This is a genomic window from Bacillus cereus group sp. MYBK108-1 (assembly GCF_051917185.1).
GTDB classification, from domain to species: domain Bacteria; phylum Bacillota; class Bacilli; order Bacillales; family Bacillaceae_G; genus Bacillus_A; species Bacillus_A cereus.
Window position 1 is genome coordinate 167,076 of sequence record NZ_JBQAHZ010000006.1, and the last position, 20,666, is coordinate 187,741.

The window sequence follows — 20,666 nt, forward strand, 5'->3', positions numbered from 1 at the left end:
GTTGCACTTCACCTACTTTCGTTTGTCGAACCCGCATAATCAATAAGAACAAGTGTGATATTATCTTCTCCACCGCGATCATTTGCCAATTGAATGAGACACTGCCCTTTACCTTCAAGCTGTTCATTTAACTGTAAAATTTGTCGCATATCATCAATAGAAACTTTGTTTGATAACCCATCAGAGCAAAGAAGTAATTGATCATCTTCCTCAATCACCAACGTTTTAACATCTAACCCAACTTTTTCTTCTGTTCCTAATGCTCTTAATAACACATTCTTTTTCGGATGATACTCTGCGTCTTCCTTTGAAATTTCACCATGTTTCACAAGCTCATTTACAAGCGAATGATCTTCCGTTACTAGCGTCATTTCTCCTTCTGATACCATATAGCAACGACTATCTCCTATATGCCCTATTGTCACAAAGCTTGGTGTACAAACAGCTATTATAAGCGTTGTTCCCATACCATTACATTCTGCATTTTGCTGAGCATATTCATATATACGCTCATTAATAATCCCAACACTAGTATGTAACCATTGTTCTACTTTTTTCGGCTCATTCATATTATGTGTTTGCTTCCAATAATCATGGAATAATTGAATGGCCATCGAGCTAGCTACATCACCAGCTCGATGACCTCCCATTCCATCTGCTACTACCGCTAATACATTTCCATCTAAATTGTGAAAAACTCCTGCACTATCTTCATTATGTTGACGAACTTTTCCTTTATCCGATAGAAATACGGCTTTCATCTCGTCACCTCGTCTCTTCTTTGCGCTCCTTCGCACGCAACTGACCGCAGGCTGCATCAATATCATGACCTTGTTCACGGCGAATCGTTACATTCACTCCACGATCTTTTAACGTTTTTTCGAACAAGAAAATTTGTTCACGTGGCGTACGTACATAATCACGTTCAGGTACGTAGTTTACCGGAATCAAGTTCACATGACATTTTACACCTTTTAAGAGCGCAGCAAGCTCTTCAGCATGCTCTACTTGGTCATTTTCTCCTCCAAATAATCCATATTCAAAAGTAATACGACGCCCTGTTCTATTTACATAGTATTTAATAGCTTCCATTAAATCTGGTAATTTATAAGCACGGTTAATCGGCATTAATTTTGAACGTAATTCTGAGTTTGGAGCATGCAATGAAATCGCAAAATTAATTTGTAGATCTTCTTCAGCAAACTTATAAATTTTCGGGATAATTCCACTCGTCGAAACAGTCATATGTCTCGCACCAATATGAAGTCCTTTTTCATGGTTAATGATGCGTAAGAATCCCATTAAATTATCATAGTTATCAAATGGTTCTCCAATCCCCATAACAACAAGAGAACTTACACGTTCTTCTGTTTCATCAAGCGCACGCTGAACTTCTACTACTTGCGCTACGATTTCTCCAGCTTCTAGGTTTCGCTTTAATCCCCCAAGTGTAGAAGCACAGAACGTACACCCAATACGACAACCAACTTGCGTTGTTACACAAATGGAATTTCCATATTCGTGTCGCATTAATACCGTTTCAATAGAATATCCGTCATATAATTGGAATAAGAATTTAATTGTTCCATCCGAAGACGTTTGTTTTACTAACGTTTTTAAAGTAGTAATATCAAAGGAATTCGACAATTTATCACGCAATCCTTTAGAAAGGTTTGACATATCCTCATAATTTTTTACACGTTTTTTATATAACCAATCAAAAATTTGTCCAGCACGGAACTTCGGTTCTCCTTGTTCCTTTAACCAATCTTGCATTTCATGAAGTTGTAAAGAGTAAATTGATGGTTTCTTCGTTTCTAAATTTTTCTTTTGTTTTCTTACAGTCGTTTCCATGATGCTACACCTTCTTCCTTAAACAAGCAATATAAAAGCCATCCGTCGCAAAATAATGCGGTAAAATTTGCACTTGACCTTCATCAATATACGGAGTTAATTTTTCTGGCATACGCTCTTTAAGCGTAGTATCCCATTCAAATTCAGGATGTTCTTGTAAAAATTTCTCTATTACTTGTTCATTTTCTATTTTCTCAATTGTGCACGTACTATAAACAAGACGACCGCCTTGTTTTAATAATGGTGCTATTTTTTCTAGTATTGCAATTTGAATCGTCGATAATCTTTCACTATCGCCTTTATCTTTTCCTAACTTAATATCAGGTTTACGTCTAATTACACCAAATCCAGAACACGGTGCATCTACCAATATTTTATCAAACGTTTCATTTGCAAAGTGCTCTTGCACTTTTCTAGCATCTAGCGCTTTAGTTTCGACATTTTCTAGACCAAGTCGCTCTGCTTGCTGTTTAATTAAACGTACTTTGTGTGCATGTAAATCAAGGGACATGACCTTACCAGTTCCCTTTAATCGTTCCGCGATATGCGTTGTTTTTCCGCCTGGAGCAGCACAACTATCAAGGACTGCATCTCCCGTATTCGGTTCTAAAGCGCGTGCTACAAGCATAGAACTTTCATCTTGAATAGAAAGAAATCCTTTTTTAAACGCTTCTGTATGCGCTACATTTCCTCTTTCAATCTGAATAGCATCATCTGATAAGTCACCACGTTTTGCTTCTATACCTTCACTTGCCAACAACTCAATCGCTTCTTCTACAGTTACCTTATCAACATTCACACGCGCTGTTGGTACAGGGGGTAACATGTTTACTTCGCACATTTTTTCTGCAGTTTCTAAACCGTATTCTGAAGTCCACTCTTGGACAAGCCAAACTGGATGACTTGTTGTAATTGCAAGACGTTCTACTGGATCCTTGATTTCATCTACAGAAGGTACACCTTCTCTCTGAATCGAACGTAATACACCGTTCACCATACCAGCAATTCCTTTATGCCCGCGACGCTTTGCAATCTCAACCGCTTCATGAATAGCCGCTCTTTCTGGCACTCGGTCTAAATAAATCATTTGATATAAAGATAAGCGAAGCAATACTCTTACCCACGCCTCAACCTTCTTTTTTAAAAAAGGCTGTAAATAATAATCTAATGTGTCACGACGTTGAATCGTTCCATATACAATTTCAGTTAATAAACCAATATCTTTTCTATCAATTGCACTTTTTTCAATTAGATTATTTAAAAGTAAGTTGCTATATGCACCACTTTTTTCCACTTGAAGTAAACCATCAAGAGCTAATTCACGAACATTTTGTCTCATGCATTTTCTCCTAACTTCGTTCCAATTTCAGGTTTTGTTCCACGTAAAAATTGTGAACAACTCATACGCTTTTTACCAGAAGGTTGCAATTCAGTAATTTTAACACCTGTTTCATTACTCGTTGCTACAACAAAACCATCTTCTTCGATTGCAACAATCGTACCTGCTTCAGCCGGTTCAGTTATAGGCACTTTTTCCCCCCACCATACTTTAACAACTTGTCCTGCTAATGTTGTATAAGCAACTGGCCATGGATTCAATCCGCGAATGTGATTGTATACTTCTTCACCTGTTTTTGTCCAATCAATTTTCTCTTGCTCACGTTTTATATTGTACGCAAACGTTACTTCTTCTTCGTTTTGTTTAATCGGTTCTAACTTACCTTGAATTAATAAAGGCACTGTTTTAGATAGAAGGTGTGCTCCTGCTTCACTTAATTTATCAAATAATGAGCCTGTCGTTTCACGCTCTTCAATTTCAACTTCCACTTGCGTTAAGATATCACCAGCATCCAATTTTTCTACCATATACATAATTGTAATACCTGTTTTTTCTTTACCTTCCATAATTGCATAATGAATTGGTGCACCACCACGAAGTTCAGGAAGTAAAGAAGCGTGAACATTAATACACCCATACTTTGGTGCTTCTAAAATTTCATTTGGTACAATCTGCCCAAATGCAGCTGTTACAATTAAATCTGGCTCTAATGCCAATACTTTTTCATATTCATCTTTTTCACGAATTTTTAACGGCTGTAACACAGGGATACCATGTTTTTCCGCTTCAACTTTAACAGGTGTAGGTGTTAATACTTTTTTTCTACCTACTGGACGATCAGGTTGCGTCACAACACCTACTACCTCATAGCCATCTTCAATAAGACGACGAAGCACCGGCACTGAAAAGTCCGGTGTTCCCATAAACACTACTTTTATCATTTAAAAACCGCTCCTTTTAACACCTATTCTAGTTCGTTTTCTTCATAATATCTTGTCACTTTCGATGTAAATAAAACACCGTGTAAATGATCAATTTCATGTTGAATTGCACGCGCTAAAAATCCTTCCGCTTCTAATAAGAATACTTTCCCACGGCGATTTTGCGCTCTTACTTTAATATAATCGGCACGTTCTACTTCACCATAAAGTCCCGGGAAGCTTAAACAGCCTTCGGGACCTACTTGTTCACCACGTTTTTCTAATATTGATGGATTGATTAACTCGATTTTCCCAGTATCATCATCGACATCAACAACCGCTACTTGCAAGCTTACACCTACTTGAGGCGCAGCTAAACCGACTCCGTCCGCAATTAACATTGTTTCATGCATATCTTTCAACAATTTCACTAACTTTTTATCAAAGTTAATTACTCTTTCGCATGGTGTTTCTAACACTTCATTTGGATGCTTTATTATTTCTAAAACTGCCATATTTCCCTCCGCTACATTAACATTGTTGGATTAAAATCAATTGAGATTTGTAGCTCTTTTTGCATTTCTGCTTGATAATGTTCATTTACCATTTTGAGCACGTTCTTTAAGTTTGGTTCCCGTTTGTATTTTATCATGCATTGATAACGATATCTATCTTTTATCCTTGGAATCGCTGAAGCAACTGGTCCTAGCACCATTGTTTGCTGTGAGCAATGCGTTCGTAAATACGAGGCAATTTTTTCCGTCACTTGTACCGCTTTTAATAATTCTGGATGAGATACAGTTACGAGTACAACATAGTAATATGGGGGATATTGTCTTGTTCGTCTCATTTGCATTTCTTGGTCAAAAAACACATCATATTGTTGGTTCTTCGCTAACTCTATACTGTAATGTTCTGGCGTATACGTTTGAATCACAACTTCCCCTGGCAATTCATGTCTACCCGCTCGTCCACTTACTTGCGTCAATAACTGATATGTCTTTTCACTCGCCCGAAAATCAGGTAAGTGAAGCATCGTATCTGCAGTTAAAACCCCAACGAGCGTTACTTTCGGAAAATCTAATCCTTTAGCAATCATTTGTGTTCCAAGTAATATATCTGCTTTTTCTTCCCCAAACGCCTTTAATAATTTTTCATGCATTCCTTTTCGACTTGTCGTATCTACATCCATTCGAATGACTCGCGCCTCTGGAAATAGTTTTGTAATTTCTTCTTCTACCTTTTGTGTACCTGTACCAAAGAAACGAATGTATGTACTTTGACAAGCTGGACACTCAGTTGGCATATTCTCTTCGTAACTACAATAATGACATTTTAAACGATGATTCATTTTATGATATGTCAATGAAATATCACAATGCGGACATTGGACAACATACCCACAATCACGGCACATAACAAATGTAGAATGACCTCTTCTATTTAAAAAGAGTACCATTTGTTCTTTCTTTTCTAATCGATCTGCTATTTTTTCATGCAGCGCCTTAGAAAACATTGATCGATTCCCGTCACGAAGTTCTTCTCGCATGTCAACAATCTCTACCGTTGGTAAAGCTTGTTCATTCATACGTTTTTCCATTGTTAATAGTTCATAAACACCTTTTTTCGCCCTTGCAAACGATTCAAGTGTTGGTGTCGCACTACCAAGAACGATAGGACATTTATGATATTGTCCTCTCCAGACAGCTACATCTCTTGCATGATACCTCGGATTATCTTCTTGTTTGTAACTTGATTCATGCTCTTCATCAATAATAATAATCCCTAAATTCTCAAAAGGCGCAAAAACAGCTGAACGCGCACCAACTACAACTTTCACTTCTTTTCTTAAAATCTTACGCCACTCGTCATACTTTTCTCCAACAGACAACGCACTATGAAGAACTGCAACTTGCGAGCCAAACCTACCTTTAAAACGATCCACCATTTGGGGCGTTAGTGCAATTTCAGGAACAAGAACGATAGCTTCTTTTCCTTTCTTGAGCACTGCTGCTATAGATTGTAAATATACTTCTGTCTTTCCACTTCCTGTAACACCATATAGTAAAAATGGATTATAAGTTTCATTTGTAATTGATGATAAAATCGGTGTAATAACTTGTTTTTGTTCCTCCGTAAGTGGAAATGGTTTTGTTTGTTCAAAATCATCATCGTCATACGGATTTCGGTATACTTCCACATACTTTTCTGAAATGAATCCCTTTTTAACAAGTGCTTTTATTGGAGCATCTGTTATTTGTAACTCTTCTGTAATTACTTTCAACGGTGTACTTTTATAATTTTCCACAAAATAATAAAGTACATCTTGTTGTTTTTTACTTTTCAGTTCAAATGCCGCTAATTCCAATTTATCTTCTGGCAACTCCGGCTGAACCACTCTTTGCTTCTTCTTTTGTACTTTATCTTTCACCTGATAAACGACTTCAACCGTACCATTTTTAATTTCTTGTTGAATAGTTCGGTATAAATGTGGCTGTTGCTCGATTACTTCAAAATCAATTGCTTGTTTATCCTGAAATAAATATAGTATTTCAGGTGCTATTTCTTCCTGTTTACAAAGTTGTAGACGTTTTTTATACGTTGCTTTTATCGCAGTTGGAAGCATCACTTGAAAAGCTGAAATCATGTAGCATAACGTTTCACTTGTAAGCCAATATCCAAGCTTTAATAATTCATCATTTAAAACCGGTGTTACATCTAATATTTCATGGATTGTCTTTAACTTCTTACTTTCTACATCCACCGAATCTTTAATCCCAATAATAAAACCTTGCAATTTTCTTGGCCCAAACGGAACTACTACACGCATTCCTGTCTGTACAATATCTTCCCATTTTTTAGGAATAATGTAATCAAATGGTCGATCTGTCTGACGGGCAGGTACATCAACAATTACACTTGCAAATTTCATAAACGATCATCTTCTAACATCATTTCAATTTGCTTCAATATTTCACGAGCTACCTCTTTTTTCATTAAAAGTGGCAACTCAATAACTTTTCCATCTTTTCTATACATTGTTACAATATTCGTATCCGTGCCAAATCCAGCTCCTTGCGCTTTTACATCATTCGCGACAATCATATCTGCATTTTTCTCACGTAGTTTTTTCGTTGCATATTCCTCTACATTTGTCGTTTCAGCAGCAAAACCGATAAGTAACTGTTTATCCTTTTTCTGACCTAATGTTTTTAAAATATCCACCGTTCTTTCAAGTTCAATGACAGCATCACCATTTTGCTTTTTCATTTTATTCTCATGCACATATTTCGGACGATAATCTGCAACTGCTGCTGTTTTAATGACAACGTCTACGTTTTGATAATGTTGAAGAACTGCTTCTAACATATCTTGTGCAGATTCCACTTGCACTGTCGTTACATGTAACGGTGGATTTAATGCTGTCGGTCCTGAAACGAGTATAACATCAGCGCCTAAATTCGCTGCCACTTCCGCAATCGCATACCCCATTTTCCCAGAAGAAAAATTCGTCATAAAACGAACTGGATCAACCTTTTCACGTGTTGGGCCAGCAGTTATTAATATTCTTTTTCCCTGCAATGGTTTGTGTTCTGAGAAAGCTTCCTCTAACCGTGCAATAATTGCTTCAGGTTCTTCTAGTCGTCCCTTCGCTACATATCCACATGCTAAAAAGCCTTCCCCAGGCTCAATAAATGTATATCCTAGCGTTTTCAATGTCATCATATTTTTTTGAACTATCTTATTTTCATACATATGCACATTCATAGCAGGCGCAATCCATACCGGAGCTGTAGTAGCTAACAAAGTAGTTGTAATCATATCATCTGCAATACCACCAGCTAACTTTCCAATACAATTGGCAGTAGCAGGTGCGACAAGTACAACATCCGCCCAATCTGCTAAATCAATATGAGCAATAACAGCTGAGTCTTTCTCATCGAATGTATCCGTATATACATCATGGCGAGAAAGCGCTTGGAATGTAAGAGGCGTAACAAACTTCATTGCCGACTCACTCATCATTACTTTGACAATCGCGCCAAATTGTGTCAATTTACTCGTTAACGCAGCTGCTTTAAAAACCGCAATGCCTCCTGTTACACATAAAAGTATCTTTTTCCCTTTTAGCATATGACTCGTCCTCTTTCTTTTTCAAACTTATAATACTGAAATAGAATTCTCAGCTCGTCAGTACCGATATTTCATTCCTTTCGTAAAAAAATAACAACCTACTTGTAAATAGGTTGTTACCGTTACATAGAAAATTATAAAGTCTATGTTTTATTTTGTCGAAGGCAAAGGCTTATTCAGCTACTTTATCTTCACTTGGTACGTAGCTTAATGCTTCTGCATCGATTTCTTCTAATGCTTTACCTACACATTTATGAGAAACAGGTTTTTCTACAACACAGTTATTAGCAAGTTGCATTTCACGTGCGCGTTTTGCAGCCACTGTTACTAAAGTGTACTTAGAATCGATTTTTTGTAGTAATGAGTCAATTGATGGATTTAACATAATTATAGACCCTCCGTCATTTCTTTATAATATTTTGCTACCCTTTCGCGGCGGCAATGTTCGCCAACCACAATTGCTTTAATTCTATCACAAGCTAATTCAACTTGATCGTTTTCTACTACATAGTCGTAAGCGTCCATCATCTCGATTTCTTCTTTCGCTACAGTTAAACGATTTTCAATAACATCTTCAGTCTCTGTACCACGTCCGACAATACGGCTCTTTAGTTCAGATAAACTTGGAGGTGCTAAGAAAATAAATACACCTTCTGGGAAAGCTTTCTTAACTTGAATTGCTCCTTGCACTTCAATTTCTAAGAATACATCTTTTCCTTCTTGTAATGTTTTTTCAACATAGTCAATCGGTGTTCCGTAATAATTACCTACGAACTCAGCCCACTCAAGTAATTTTTCATTACGAATCATTTCCTCGAATTCTTCTCTTTCTTTAAAGAAATAATCCACACCATCTACTTCACCTTCACGCGGCTTACGTGTCGTTACTGAAATAGAGTACTGAAAACGTGTATCCTCATGGCTAAACAGCTCTTTACGAACCGTCCCTTTTCCAACCCCAGAAGGCCCTGAAAGAACGATGAGCAATCCTCTTCTACTTCTCATAAATATGTAAAACCTACCCTTCCTCACTTAAATCTTCTTTATTATTCAAACGATGTGCAATCGTCTCTGGTTGAATTGGACTTAATACAACATGCCCATCATCCATAACAATAACCGCCCTTGTTTTTCTCCCATACGTAGCATCAAGCAAAGCATTATGTTCGCGTGCTTCTTGTACTGTTCGTTTAATAGGAGCTGACTCCGGACTTACAATAGCAATAATTCGATGAGCAGATACAATATTTCCGTATCCAATATTTAAAAACCGCATGGCCATAGTTTGCGCCTCCTAGTAAGTCTATCCGATTTCTCCACCACGTATAACTTTATATATTTTTTGAAAGCTACTCAATATTTTGTACTTGTTCACGAATTTTTTCAAGGTTATTTTTCATTTCTACAACATATTTTGAAATTGTTAAGTCATTTGCCTTAGAACCAATCGTATTAATTTCTCTATGCATCTCTTGCACGATGAAATCCATTTTCCTTCCAACAGGCTCTTCAATCTGCAATGTTTCACGAAATTGCTCTAAATGACTTTGCAAACGAACTAACTCTTCATGAATATCACAACGCTCTGCAAAGATTGCGACTTCTGTTAGCAATCTTTGTTCATCTAGATCTTGATTATGTAATTCTTTTAAGCGATTTTCTAATCGTTCACGATATTTTTGTGTAACAATTGGTGCATGTGGAATAATCGCATTTACACAATTGCTAATCTCTTGTAAACGATACGCTATATCTTTATGTAATCGTTCTCCTTCGCCATCTCTCATCGTTTTCAACATATGAGCAGCTTGACGAACAGCCTCATATAAACTGTTCTCAAAATGTTCATTTACATTTTCTATTTCTTCAATTGCTGTTACTTCTGGCATTGCCATTAATTGTTCGAGTGTAATAGAATCTTGTAATTGAAATTTCCCTTTTATATCTTCCATCATCGATTGGTACTGCTCAAGAAGTGACCAATTCACACTTAATTTTCTTTCAACAAGTCCTTCACCTGCTATACTAATAGACACTTCGATGCGCCCACGTCGAACTTGCTGTGCAATTATTTTACGAATTTTGTCCTCAAATACCATCATTTGCTTAGGAAGTCGAATACTCATCTCTAAAAAACGGTGGTTCACCGATTTCATTTCTACTGTAATTTGAAAAGTATCACTTTCTACTTTCGATCTTCCAAACCCTGTCATACTAGAAATCATTTTTATCACATCCAAGCCATAAAATAACTCAATGAAAAAGGTAATAGAGACAAGGCTCTACTACCTTCTGTAAATTATATCACATTTTCATAACATTGACTATTTCAAGTTTAATCCCTTCTTATATAACATCGGCTTTTTCTTCTTAGCCTTTTTCCCTGTTAATAAAGAACCTACTAGTAAGAAAGTCGGAATTGATGACAAACCTCCAATTAATAACCAATCTCTTGCTTGTATCGGCATTGTGCTAAAGATCGGTTGTAACGGTGGATAATATATAACCACTAGCATAAGTAGTAACGAAATAATAACCGCCCCTACTAAATACACGTTCCCAAATGGATTACGGTGAAAGACAGAATGCTCACTACGACAATCAAATACATGAATAAGCTGTGCAAGTACCAACGTCGCGAACGCTACAGTTTGTGCATATTTCAGTTCATTTGGATGTTGGTTATACGCAATAATAAACGCCACTAACGTCACTGCTCCAATTAAAAACCCTCGACTTATTATTTTCCACGCAAGCCCTCTAGCGAATACCCCTTCTTTCGGGTGACGCGGTGTTCTCTTCATCACATCTCCTTCAGCCTTATCCAAACCTAATGCCATCGCTGGTAAACCATCAGTAACTAAGTTCACCCATAAAATTTGAATAGGAACCATCGGCAGTGGTAATGCAAGTAACATCGCAAATAACATAACTAAAATTTCTCCAACATTTGACGCCAATAAGTAGCGAATGAACTTACGTATGTTCTCGTATATATTTCTTCCTTCTTTAATCGCTGACTTAATTGTAGCAAAATTATCATCTAGTAAAACAAGTGAAGAGGCTTCTTTTGCAACATCTGTCCCTGTAATCCCCATCGCTATCCCAATATCCGCTGTTTTTATAGCTGGAGCATCGTTCACTCCATCACCTGTCATCGCTACTATATGTCCTTGATTTTGCAATGCTTTAACAATTTTCAATTTATGCTCAGGTGATACACGAGCGAATACATACGTATCTTCTACAACATTTTCTAATTCCTCCACATCCATATTCGCGAGTTCTACTCCTTCAACAACGCGTCCATCTGGTGGTAAAACTCCTAATTGTTCAGCAATCGCCATTGCTGTCACTTTATGATCACCTGTAATCATTACTGTTCGAATACCAGCTTCTTTACACTCTTTTACCGCCTGCGCGACTTCTGGCCTTGGCGGGTCAATCATACCTTGTATCCCAACCAACATAAAATCTTTTTCAACGTCTCTTTCATGTTCAATAGAATCCGTGACTTTTAAAGGTTTAAACGCAACTGCAATTGTTCGAAGCGCTTGACTACCTAAGCTATGAATAGCCGCTTGTACTTCTTTTCTATATAGCTCACTTAACGGCTGCTGCTTATCCCCCCATAAGATTGTTTGACTCATTTGCAAAAGAACATCCGGTGCTCCTTTCGTAACAATAAACTTTTTCCCCTCTCGATCTCGTACAATAACACTCATCATTTTTCGAGTTGAATCAAATGGAAATTCACGAATAATTTCAAATTTCCCTTTCAATGCCTCACGTGTTATCCCAGCTTTCATTGCTGCAGCTACAAGCGCTCCCTCTGTTGGATCCCCATCTAATACGTACGCCTTTTTCTTTTGAATAATATTTGCATTGTTACATAGTGAACCAAATGTAAGTAGCTGATAAAGTGATTTTGTCTTAGCTGGATTCACTTCTTTTTCACCTTTCATAAAAGAGCCATTAGGTTCATATCCTTGCCCTGTCACTTTCCACAATTCTCCGCCTGACCACATATGTGTTACCATCATTTTGTTTTGTGTCATTGTTCCCGTTTTATCAGAGCATATAACAGAAGCGCAGCCTAACGTTTCTACGGCCGGTAACTTCCTTACAATTGCTCTCTTTTTTATCATACGCTGTACACCAAGTGATAAAGCTACTGTAACAATTGCTGGCAATCCTTCTGGAATAGCCGCAACAGCTAGCGATACGCCAGCTAAAAACATATGATATACTTCATTCCCTTGATACACACCAGCCAATACAACGAGCGCTGTCAAAATAAGAGCTACAATAATTAATATTTTTCCGAGCTGTTCTAACCTTCTTTGCAGTGGCGTTTCCATTTGCTCTGCATTTTGCAACATATTTGCAATTTGCCCCATCGCTGTATTCATACCAGTTGCTACAACGACTCCTGTACCAGATCCTCGCGTAATCATTGTCCCCATAAAAGCCATATTTTTTTGATCCCCAATTGCAACATCTTGCCCTTGCAGTGCTTCTACCTTCTTTTGTACAGGTACGGACTCCCCTGTCAAAGCAGACTCTTCAATATATAAACTTGATGCCTCAACAAGACGCACATCAGCCCCAATACGATCACCACTGGAAAACTTAATAATATCACCTAAAACAAGTGCTTTAGATGGTGCTTTTACCCACTTTCCATTCCGCATTACAGTAACTTGCGGGGCAGCTAGTTCCTTTAAAGCTTCCAATGATTTTTCAGCTTTTCTTTCTTGAAAAAAGCCGAGAATACCATTGATAATAACAATGGCAACAATAGCAATAGAATCAATGTATTCACCTAAAAACGCAGAAACAATTGTTGCTCCAAACAAAACGAGTACCATGAAATCTTTAAACTGTGCTAAAAATACCATTAGTGCAGAAGGCCTTTTTGCTTCTTCTAATTCATTAGTACCAAATTTCTTTACTCGCCCTTCTGCTTCTTTCTCTGTAAGTCCAACCTTTACATTCGTATTCGTTCTTTCTTCCACTTCATGTGCTCGCATTCCATACCAGTTCATCCTGCTATCGACCTCCTGATTCCAGACATACTCTATTGAAAGCTTATTCAGCCTCGTCCAAAAAAATGCTATAATTAACATTTAGTTAGAAAGGAGTGTTCATTTATGGCATTCGATGGATTATTTACAAGAGCGATTACACATGAAATTGAAAATTCTCTTTACACAGGAAGAATTTCCAAAATATATCAACCTTCAAAATACGAGATTTTATTACATATTCGAGCGAATGGAAAGAACCAAAAACTAATTCTTTCATCTCATCCTACATATGCGCGTATGCACTTAACGAATCAAAACTACGATTCGCCAGCAATACCGCCGATGTTCTGTATGCTTCTTCGCAAACATTTAGAAGGTGGATTTATTGAAAAAATTGAACAAATCGACTTAGAACGCATTATTCAAATTACAGTTCGCAGTCGTAATGAAATCGGAGACGAATCATTAAAAACATTAGTAATTGAAATAATGGGACGACATAGTAACATTATCTTATTAGATACGAAAACAAACGTGATTTTAGATAGCTTAAAACACGTTTCATTAGCCGTAAACCGTCACCGAACTGTATATGCTGGTGCTGAGTACGTCGCGCCACCAGCCCAACATAAAATCAATCCTCTGCAAATTGAAACCGCAGATGATTTTATTAGACCGCTAGACTTTCTATCTGGAAATATGGATAAACAACTCGTTGGTGCTTTCATGGGAATATCCCCATTATTTGCAAAAGAAGTAGTAAAGAAAGCCGGTATGGTAAACGAGAAAGCATTATCAGAAGCATTTTTCTCTATACAAACACCATTACTATCTCATGCATATACACCTACAATGATTACTGCAAATGGAAAAGAATTCTTCTATCTTTTCCCTCTTACACACTTGCAAGGAGAAGAAAAAACATTCTCATCAGTGAGCGAATTGTTAGATCGTTTCTTCTTTGGCAAAGCAGAACGTGATCGTGTAAAACAACAAGCTCATGATTTAGAACGCTTTATGCAAAACGAAAAAAATAAAAACGAGAAAAAACTCATTAAACTCGAAAAAACACTGCAAGATGCTGGAAAAGCAGATAAATATCAACTATTTGGAGAGCTACTTACAGCCAATATGTACGCTTTAAAAAAGGGCGATAAAGATATTGAGGTCGTTAATTATTACGATGAGGATGGTGGAACTGTAAAAATCACATTAGATCCTTTAAAAACACCATCTGAAAATGCACAACGCTATTTCCAAAAGTATCAAAAAGCAAAAAATTCGGTTGCTGTTGTAGAAGAACAAATCGAAAAAACAAATGAAGAAATTCTTTATTTTGATAGCTTACTTCAACAAATGGAAGCTGCTTCTTCAAAAGATATTGAAGAAATTCGTGAGGAATTAGCTGAAGAAGGTTATGTGCGCAATCGCAAAACGAAAAACGCAAAGAAAAAGCCTACTAAACCAGTATTAGATAAATATGTAGCAAGTGATGGCACAGAGATTTTCGTTGGTAAAAACAATAAACAAAATGATTATTTAACAACGAAGTTTGCCCGCCGTGATGAAATTTGGTTACATACGAAAGACATACCTGGCTCTCACGTTGTCATTCGTTCTTTAGAGCCTGCTGAAGAAACTTTACTAGAAGCTGCCAAAATTGCTGCCTATTACAGTAAAGCGAAAGAGTCTAGCTCTGTACCTGTTGATTTCACCAAAATACGCCATGTCAAAAAACCGAGTGGTGCAAAACTTGGTTTTGTTACGTACGACAATCAGCAAACCGTATATGTAACACCAGATGCTGATATTGTAATGAAATTAAAAGCGTAAATACAAAAATGCGTTGCTTATAAGCAACGCATTTTTTATATTCGTTCACACTAGTTCATATACCCATTTACTAATTCATAACATCTTGCTTTTGTCATCTTATATTTCTCTTCTGAAGCTTCTATACGCCTCATCGTTCCGTTATTTGTATCAGTACCAATTGCTTTAACTTTACTTTCTTTTTCTTTAACCCACGCAATTTGTTTCGTTTTTAACGACTGAAACGCATCAGGTGACATCGTACTTTTTAATGTACTGTAAATTTCATTTAGTTTATTATCCCACAGTTCATAATTTCCTTCTATTTCATTTACTATATCATTGGTTGACATAGCATTCGTATGTTTTTCTTGTTTATCTATAGCAGCTAATTCACTTAAAACATTTGCTCTATCTATCTTTGAAGAAGATTCTTTTTGCGATTGTTTCTCTTCTTTTGAGCCTGTATACGCACTCGAATCCTTTCTCTGTACTTGTTCTGTTTCTTGAATATTTCTTTCTTTCGTTACCTTTTCATACCTATTTTTATCTACATTGTATGAAATAAGAGATGTTTTCGCATTTACAGTAATTAATCCGTTACTATCTTTGAATATGTATTTCTTATCGCCACTATTTTCTTCACTTACAAATGACACATTCTTATCGTCTGGCATTTTTAAAATTCTATTTGCTTCTTCTTTTGTAAGTTTTAAATCTTCAGGAAAAACGAATGACCATTTATCCATTAACCATTCCCCTTCTTTATACACCAAATGAAATTCCCAATCTTGGGCCGCATGACCTATTTCATCTTCTAAACTTAATGTATGTACCGTTAAATTTTCTTTATCTTGTGAAGAAGAAAATCTTATTTCAGTTTGAAAATAATTTGGGAATGGTAACATATCAGTCTCTCTCGATCTATTAAAGTTAGCAAGCAATTCAGGAAGCTGATTCTCTACAAACTTTTCTGAAACCAATCCTTTAACTCCTTTTTTAGCTGTCTCTAAATCCCCAAGATTATTTCGGCTCCATCCATTTTCTTTTTCCATCTCACTAAACGCATTTGCTATTCCATCTACACTCTTTCTTACAATCTTTTTCGCTTCTTTTTCTGTCACTTCTGGCGCTTCATCAAGCTGTTCAATCGTTTCATTTACTTGAACTTTGTGTTCACTTGTTTCACACCCCGTTATAACAAGCATACTAGCGGCCAAACAAAATGACATTACTTTACTTAATTTCTTCATACACTCACATTCCTTAACCCAGTTTTTTTCGTTACATCTCTTTACCTATAAAAAACGTAACAATCCCTTATTATACCAATTAAATTAATCCATTTATACAAAAAATATAATATTTAAATTAAAAAGATTTTCGTTTGCGAGTTTATATTATTGTTCAGTCACATAAAAACTTACTGTAAAAATTTTATATATATTTATTTTACATTCGTCTAGTTTTTTGACACACAGCTACCCTCTTCTCTTTTATTCTAAATAAATATACTGGCACAATTCTTGCTTTATTAATGTAAAAAGGAGGAATTAAAATGAATGTAAGAATAACTAACATCCAAAAACAACTACATAATTACGGAATCGACGGGTTACTTATTACAAAAAAAGAAAACCGTCAATACGCAACAAACTTTACAGGTAGCGCAGGCGTTGTCTTAATCGCTGCGCATAAAGCTATTTTCATTACTGATTTCCGTTACGTAGATCAAGCAAAAACGGAAATAAAAGCAGCAGAAATTATTATGCATAAAGGAAATTTAGAAGAAGAAGTTGCAAATCAAGTATCAAAATTAAAAATTCAAAAACTTGGTATAGAAGACAATAATATGACTTTGCAACAATTTAAGAAACTACAAAAATATATACATACAGAAATGGTTCCAGTGTGTGAGATTATTGAAGATATTCGACTTATTAAAGACACATCTGAAATAGAAACAATAAAAATCGCAGCTACGATCGCTGACGAAGCATTTCACCATATTGTTACATTTCTAAAGCCTGGAATAAGCGAGACTGACGTTCGAGATGAGTTAGAATTTTTCATGCGAAAAAAAGGGGCCACATCTTCTTCATTCCAAATCATTGTAGCCTCAGGCGTTCGTTCTTCACTTCCCCATGGAGTTGCATCAAATAAAATAATCGAACGAGGCGATATCGTTACATTAGACTTCGGTGCACTTTACGACGGATATTGTTCCGATATAACACGTACCGTAGCAATCGGGGAACCATCGGAAGAATTCCAAAAAATATACAATGTTGTACGAGAAGCGTTAAAGCGTGGGACTGAAGCAATTAAGCCTGGAGAAACTGCGAAAAGTATCGATGATATAACGAGGAATTACATTACAGAACATGGATACGGTCAATACTTTGGCCACTCTACCGGGCACGGTCTTGGGTTAGAAATACATGAACCACTTCGCTTATCCCAAGAAAGCAAGGCAACTTTACAAGAAGGTATGGTTGTTACAGTTGAGCCGGGCATTTACATACCGAACTGGGGCGGTTGTAGAATCGAAGATGATATTGTCATCACCAAAGATGGTTATGACGTTATTACAAAATCAAATAGAGAACTAATTATAATCCCTTGTTAATATTATGAAGGTTTAAACAAAACTTTTTTTGCACATAGAATTCCTTCTCTGGAGTATTCATTTAAAGAGGGGGAATTTTAATTGAATTTTGTAATTGATAAATTGGAGGGTTTACATGTAGAATTTTCAAAGCTTGTTTCCATGATGAATTACGCTCGCTATACAACAATGCAAGCAGTGGAAAGTTTAACAATTGAAGAACTTGATTATTTATATGATAAGGAAGCAAATTCAATTGGCATGTTATTGTATCATATGGCTGCTATTGAATTTCACTACCAAATTCATACTTTTGAAGACCGTGAACCAACGGAGGCTGAATTAGAACGCTGGTTACCTGGCATTGAATTAGGCGATCTTGGGCGTGAAAAAATAAAAGGAAACGCTATAGAATTTTACATAAATACATTACAAGAAGTACGTTCCAAAACAATCGAGACTTTTCAATCGTTACCTGATGAATGGTTATTTAAAACGACAGACTTTTGGTATGACAAACCAGCAAATAACTATTTTAAGTGGTTTCACGTTTTTGAAGATGAAATCAATCATCGTGGACAAATTCGTTTAATTAAAAAGATGCAAAAAGCTCATGCAGTAAAATGAGGAAATGCCACCGAATAAGGTGGCATTTTCTTTTATTCATTAACGAATAGCTTTTCGTTTACTATTTTAGCGACTACCACTACCAACATTAAAATGCATATTAAATATAGCATTTTCGCAATAAACAACCACCCTTGAAACATTACAATTCCATCTATTATCTCATTTCCTTTCCATAACAAAAACGGAATTGTGCTGATTATAATGACAAATTCGATGCTGAAAACCATTTTCTTTTTTCGACTATATGCTTTCCATTCATTCCAGCGATACATAGGAGCAAAAATCAATACTCCTATACATAATATAACTGGTACCCATTCACTGTTAAGAAATTGTCCTGAAATAATTGATAATAGTAAACAAACTAGCACACCATAATATCCTATTTTTTCTCTCATTCGTACTCCCCCATTCTACTTCTCCTTTAATATGTAACTTGCTATACTTATAACAATTCTTAGAAAAATAACAACTATAATTACAAGATAAAGAACGTTTGCAGAAGACATCCATTCTTGAAAAATAGACATTTTCTCCATTTGTTTCTGACCCTCTATTAAAATAACCCCTGCGAACAATGAGCAAACAACGATGATACTTATCATAATTCCGATACTTTTTACTGTATTGTTTCATACCATCCCAGTTATATAAAAGTATAAATACAAACCCGAAAACAGGTATAATACTTATCCATTCATTGTTTGTAAATAGCTTTAAAATGATTAATAGACTACAAGATATGATAAATCCCAAAAATCCAATTTTTTTGTGCATAAGCCCTCCTCTAATTCCATTTTTAGGATTAATTGTATTGTAACATCCATTTTTTATCCTTACCATTGCAGTACATGAAATTTTACCTTTTTTTCTGTTTCTTATACTCACATACTTTCCCTACTTTCATACAATAAACTACACGATTGCCTAAGGATGTGAATGTTATGGGAGTTGAATTAACGCTATTACACGCTCTCTATGTTATTTGTTTACTCACTATTATTACCTTTTTTATTCTCCGGAAAGATACTACAATTATTTGTATCGTTTTTATCTTTTTATTAGCATTAACTGCTACAAGTTCTATCCCTCTTGCCGTTAGCGGCATTTTTCAAAGTTTTATTTACGCCATTACTGAGCTATTACCAACTATATTAATCATTTCTATTATTGTATCGATGAGTAACCTACTCGTTCATACCGGTATAAATGATACGATGATTTCACCATTTACAAAGATGATCCGTACCCCTACCCTCGCCTACTGGATTATTGGCCTTTTGATGATGACAATTTCTTTCTTCTTTTGGCCTTCCCCCGCTGTCGCCTTAATGGGAGCTATTTTATTACCGGTTGCTGTACGTGTCGGCCTTCCTCCAATTGGGGTTGCAATTGCTATGAACTTATTTGGACACGGCATCGCCTTATCTGGCGACTTCGTTATTCAAGGTGCACCGAAATTAACTGCAGACGCGGCTGGTCTCCCTGTTGCCAGCGTCGTATCTGCAAGTGTTCCACTCGTTATCGTTATGGGCATTGTGACAACTTCCGTCGCATTTTTCTTCTTACGAAAAGAGTTTCATACAGGCTTATCTATACAAGAATCTATCCCATCAACTGATTCTTCTAAAACGCTCACTTCATTATCTCCTCGCATAAAAAAATGGCTCGCTATATGTATTCCTATCGTATATATCATTGATATCCTTTGCATGATTCAATTTAAACTACAAGGAAGCGACGCAACTGCACTTATCGGCGGAACGACTGTTATTATGATTATCATCATTTCACTCATCGCCTACAAAGGTAATGGACTAAATAAAACAACAGATTATTTTATAGAAGGGCTCCAATTTGGATTTAAAATCTTTGGTCCAGTTATTCCAATTGCTGCACTCTTTTATTTAGGAGATAGCGGCTTTGTGAAAATTATCGGAGACTATTTACCGAAAGGTTCACATGGAATCATTAACGACTTAGGGATTGCCTTATCTCAAACGGTCCCTTTAAACCAATACGTATCAGCGGGAACATTAACTATCGTTGGTGTCATAACAGGCTTAGATGGATCTGGTTTTTCCGGTATATCGCTTGCTGGTTCCATTGCAAACCTTTTCGGAACAGCTTTAGGTCATGGAACAGCTACATTAACAGCACTCGGACAAATTGCGGCTATATGGACCGGGGGCGGGACGTTAATTCCTTGGGCGCTTATTCCTGCTGCTGCAATTTGCAAGGTAGATCCATTTGAACTGGCACGCCGAAACTTTTTACCGGTTGTTATCGGTTTAATTGTCACCACTATCTTTGCGATGTTTATTTTATAACGTAAGCAA

General features: G+C 36.4%; 18 protein-coding genes and 1 pseudogene. 4 read left to right on the top strand and 15 right to left on the bottom strand.

Features of this window, described 5'->3' with window-relative positions; all coding sequences use genetic code 11:
• Positions 1-8 precede the first annotated feature (8 nt).
• The 12 genes from ACTFSL_RS11870 to ACTFSL_RS11925 form a co-directional block, all read right to left on the bottom strand.
• Complete coding sequence (locus tag ACTFSL_RS11870) at positions 9-761, bottom strand: Stp1/IreP family PP2C-type Ser/Thr phosphatase (RefSeq protein WP_000648703.1); 753 nt, start codon at positions 759-761, stop codon at positions 9-11.
• A gap of 4 nt (positions 762-765) precedes the next feature.
• A complete protein-coding gene (gene rlmN / locus ACTFSL_RS11875) occupies positions 766-1,854 on the bottom strand; it encodes a 23S rRNA (adenine(2503)-C(2))-methyltransferase RlmN (protein WP_000450540.1) in 1,089 nt (362 codons plus the stop codon).
• Positions 1,855-1,858: 4 nt separating this feature from the next.
• Positions 1,859-3,193, bottom strand: a complete 1,335-nt coding sequence (gene rsmB / locus ACTFSL_RS11880; RefSeq protein WP_440041787.1) for a 16S rRNA (cytosine(967)-C(5))-methyltransferase RsmB — start codon at positions 3,191-3,193, stop codon at positions 1,859-1,861.
• On the bottom strand, positions 3,190-4,134 hold the full coding sequence (fmt, locus tag ACTFSL_RS11885) for a methionyl-tRNA formyltransferase (RefSeq protein ID WP_000598804.1): 945 nt from the start codon (positions 4,132-4,134) through the stop codon (positions 3,190-3,192). The genes rsmB and fmt overlap by 4 nt, the downstream gene beginning before the upstream one ends.
• 23 nt (positions 4,135-4,157) lie before the next feature.
• Positions 4,158-4,628: a peptide deformylase gene (gene def / locus ACTFSL_RS11890; protein ID WP_000279455.1), complete on the bottom strand. Its 471-nt coding sequence runs from the start codon at positions 4,626-4,628 to the stop codon at positions 4,158-4,160.
• Between the two features lie 11 nt (positions 4,629-4,639).
• Positions 4,640-7,045, bottom strand: a complete 2,406-nt coding sequence (priA, locus tag ACTFSL_RS11895; RefSeq protein WP_440041789.1) for a primosomal protein N' — start codon at positions 7,043-7,045, stop codon at positions 4,640-4,642.
• Entirely contained in the window at positions 7,042-8,247 is a 1,206-nt protein-coding gene (gene coaBC / locus ACTFSL_RS11900; RefSeq protein WP_000911742.1) for a bifunctional phosphopantothenoylcysteine decarboxylase/phosphopantothenate--cysteine ligase CoaBC, read from the bottom strand. The genes priA and coaBC overlap by 4 nt, the downstream gene beginning before the upstream one ends.
• A gap of 172 nt (positions 8,248-8,419) precedes the next feature.
• Positions 8,420-8,632 carry a DNA-directed RNA polymerase subunit omega gene (gene rpoZ / locus ACTFSL_RS11905; protein WP_000933960.1) on the bottom strand — a complete coding sequence of 71 codons (213 nt, stop codon included), beginning with the start codon at positions 8,630-8,632 and terminating at the stop codon, positions 8,420-8,422.
• A gap of 2 nt (positions 8,633-8,634) precedes the next feature.
• On the bottom strand, positions 8,635-9,252 hold the full coding sequence (gene gmk, locus ACTFSL_RS11910; protein WP_001257741.1) for a guanylate kinase: 618 nt from the start codon (positions 9,250-9,252) through the stop codon (positions 8,635-8,637).
• Positions 9,253-9,265: 13 nt separating this feature from the next.
• Positions 9,266-9,529 (bottom strand): extracellular matrix/biofilm regulator RemA, encoded by a 264-nt coding sequence (gene remA, locus ACTFSL_RS11915; protein ID WP_001251456.1) that lies wholly within the window; start codon positions 9,527-9,529, stop codon positions 9,266-9,268.
• 67 nt (positions 9,530-9,596) lie between these two features.
• Positions 9,597-10,472 (bottom strand): YicC/YloC family endoribonuclease, encoded by an 876-nt coding sequence (locus tag ACTFSL_RS11920; RefSeq protein ID WP_000625866.1) that lies wholly within the window; start codon positions 10,470-10,472, stop codon positions 9,597-9,599.
• Positions 10,473-10,571: 99 nt separating this feature from the next.
• Positions 10,572-13,295: a calcium-translocating P-type ATPase, SERCA-type gene (locus ACTFSL_RS11925; protein ID WP_001104778.1), complete on the bottom strand. Its 2,724-nt coding sequence runs from the start codon at positions 13,293-13,295 to the stop codon at positions 10,572-10,574.
• A 105-nt stretch (positions 13,296-13,400) separates the two neighbouring features.
• Between ACTFSL_RS11925 and ACTFSL_RS11930 the strand changes: the two genes are divergently transcribed.
• Positions 13,401-15,110 carry an Rqc2 family fibronectin-binding protein gene (locus tag ACTFSL_RS11930; RefSeq protein ID WP_000863284.1) on the top strand — a complete coding sequence of 570 codons (1,710 nt, stop codon included), beginning with the start codon at positions 13,401-13,403 and terminating at the stop codon, positions 15,108-15,110.
• A gap of 50 nt (positions 15,111-15,160) precedes the next feature.
• On the opposite strand, the gene ACTFSL_RS11935 is transcribed toward ACTFSL_RS11930, so the two are convergent.
• The gene (locus ACTFSL_RS11935; protein ID WP_440041790.1) at positions 15,161-16,342 is read right to left on the bottom strand and encodes a lysozyme inhibitor LprI family protein; all 1,182 of its coding nucleotides are present in this window, start codon (positions 16,340-16,342) and stop codon (positions 15,161-15,163) included.
• A gap of 305 nt (positions 16,343-16,647) precedes the next feature.
• Here ACTFSL_RS11935 and ACTFSL_RS11940 point away from each other — a divergent pair, with 305 nt between their 5' ends.
• Positions 16,648-17,718, top strand: coding sequence for a M24 family metallopeptidase (locus ACTFSL_RS11940; RefSeq protein ID WP_440041791.1), 1,071 nt, complete (start codon positions 16,648-16,650; stop codon positions 17,716-17,718).
• A gap of 81 nt (positions 17,719-17,799) precedes the next feature.
• Positions 17,800-18,324 (top strand): DinB family protein, encoded by a 525-nt coding sequence (locus tag ACTFSL_RS11945; protein ID WP_440041792.1) that lies wholly within the window; start codon positions 17,800-17,802, stop codon positions 18,322-18,324.
• A 32-nt stretch (positions 18,325-18,356) separates the two neighbouring features.
• On the opposite strand, the gene ACTFSL_RS11950 is transcribed toward ACTFSL_RS11945, so the two are convergent.
• Together ACTFSL_RS11950 and ACTFSL_RS11955 are read right to left on the bottom strand one after the other, a co-directional pair.
• Complete coding sequence (locus tag ACTFSL_RS11950) at positions 18,357-18,725, bottom strand: YoqO family protein (protein ID WP_001208249.1); 369 nt, start codon at positions 18,723-18,725, stop codon at positions 18,357-18,359.
• 15 nt (positions 18,726-18,740) lie between these two features.
• Positions 18,741-19,104, bottom strand: a pseudogene (locus tag ACTFSL_RS11955) (YoqO family protein).
• A gap of 167 nt (positions 19,105-19,271) precedes the next feature.
• On the opposite strand from ACTFSL_RS11955, the gene ACTFSL_RS11960 reads away from it, so the two are divergent.
• A complete protein-coding gene (locus ACTFSL_RS11960) occupies positions 19,272-20,657 on the top strand; it encodes a hypothetical protein (RefSeq protein WP_440041794.1) in 1,386 nt (461 codons plus the stop codon).
• Positions 20,658-20,666: the final 9 nt, after the last annotated feature.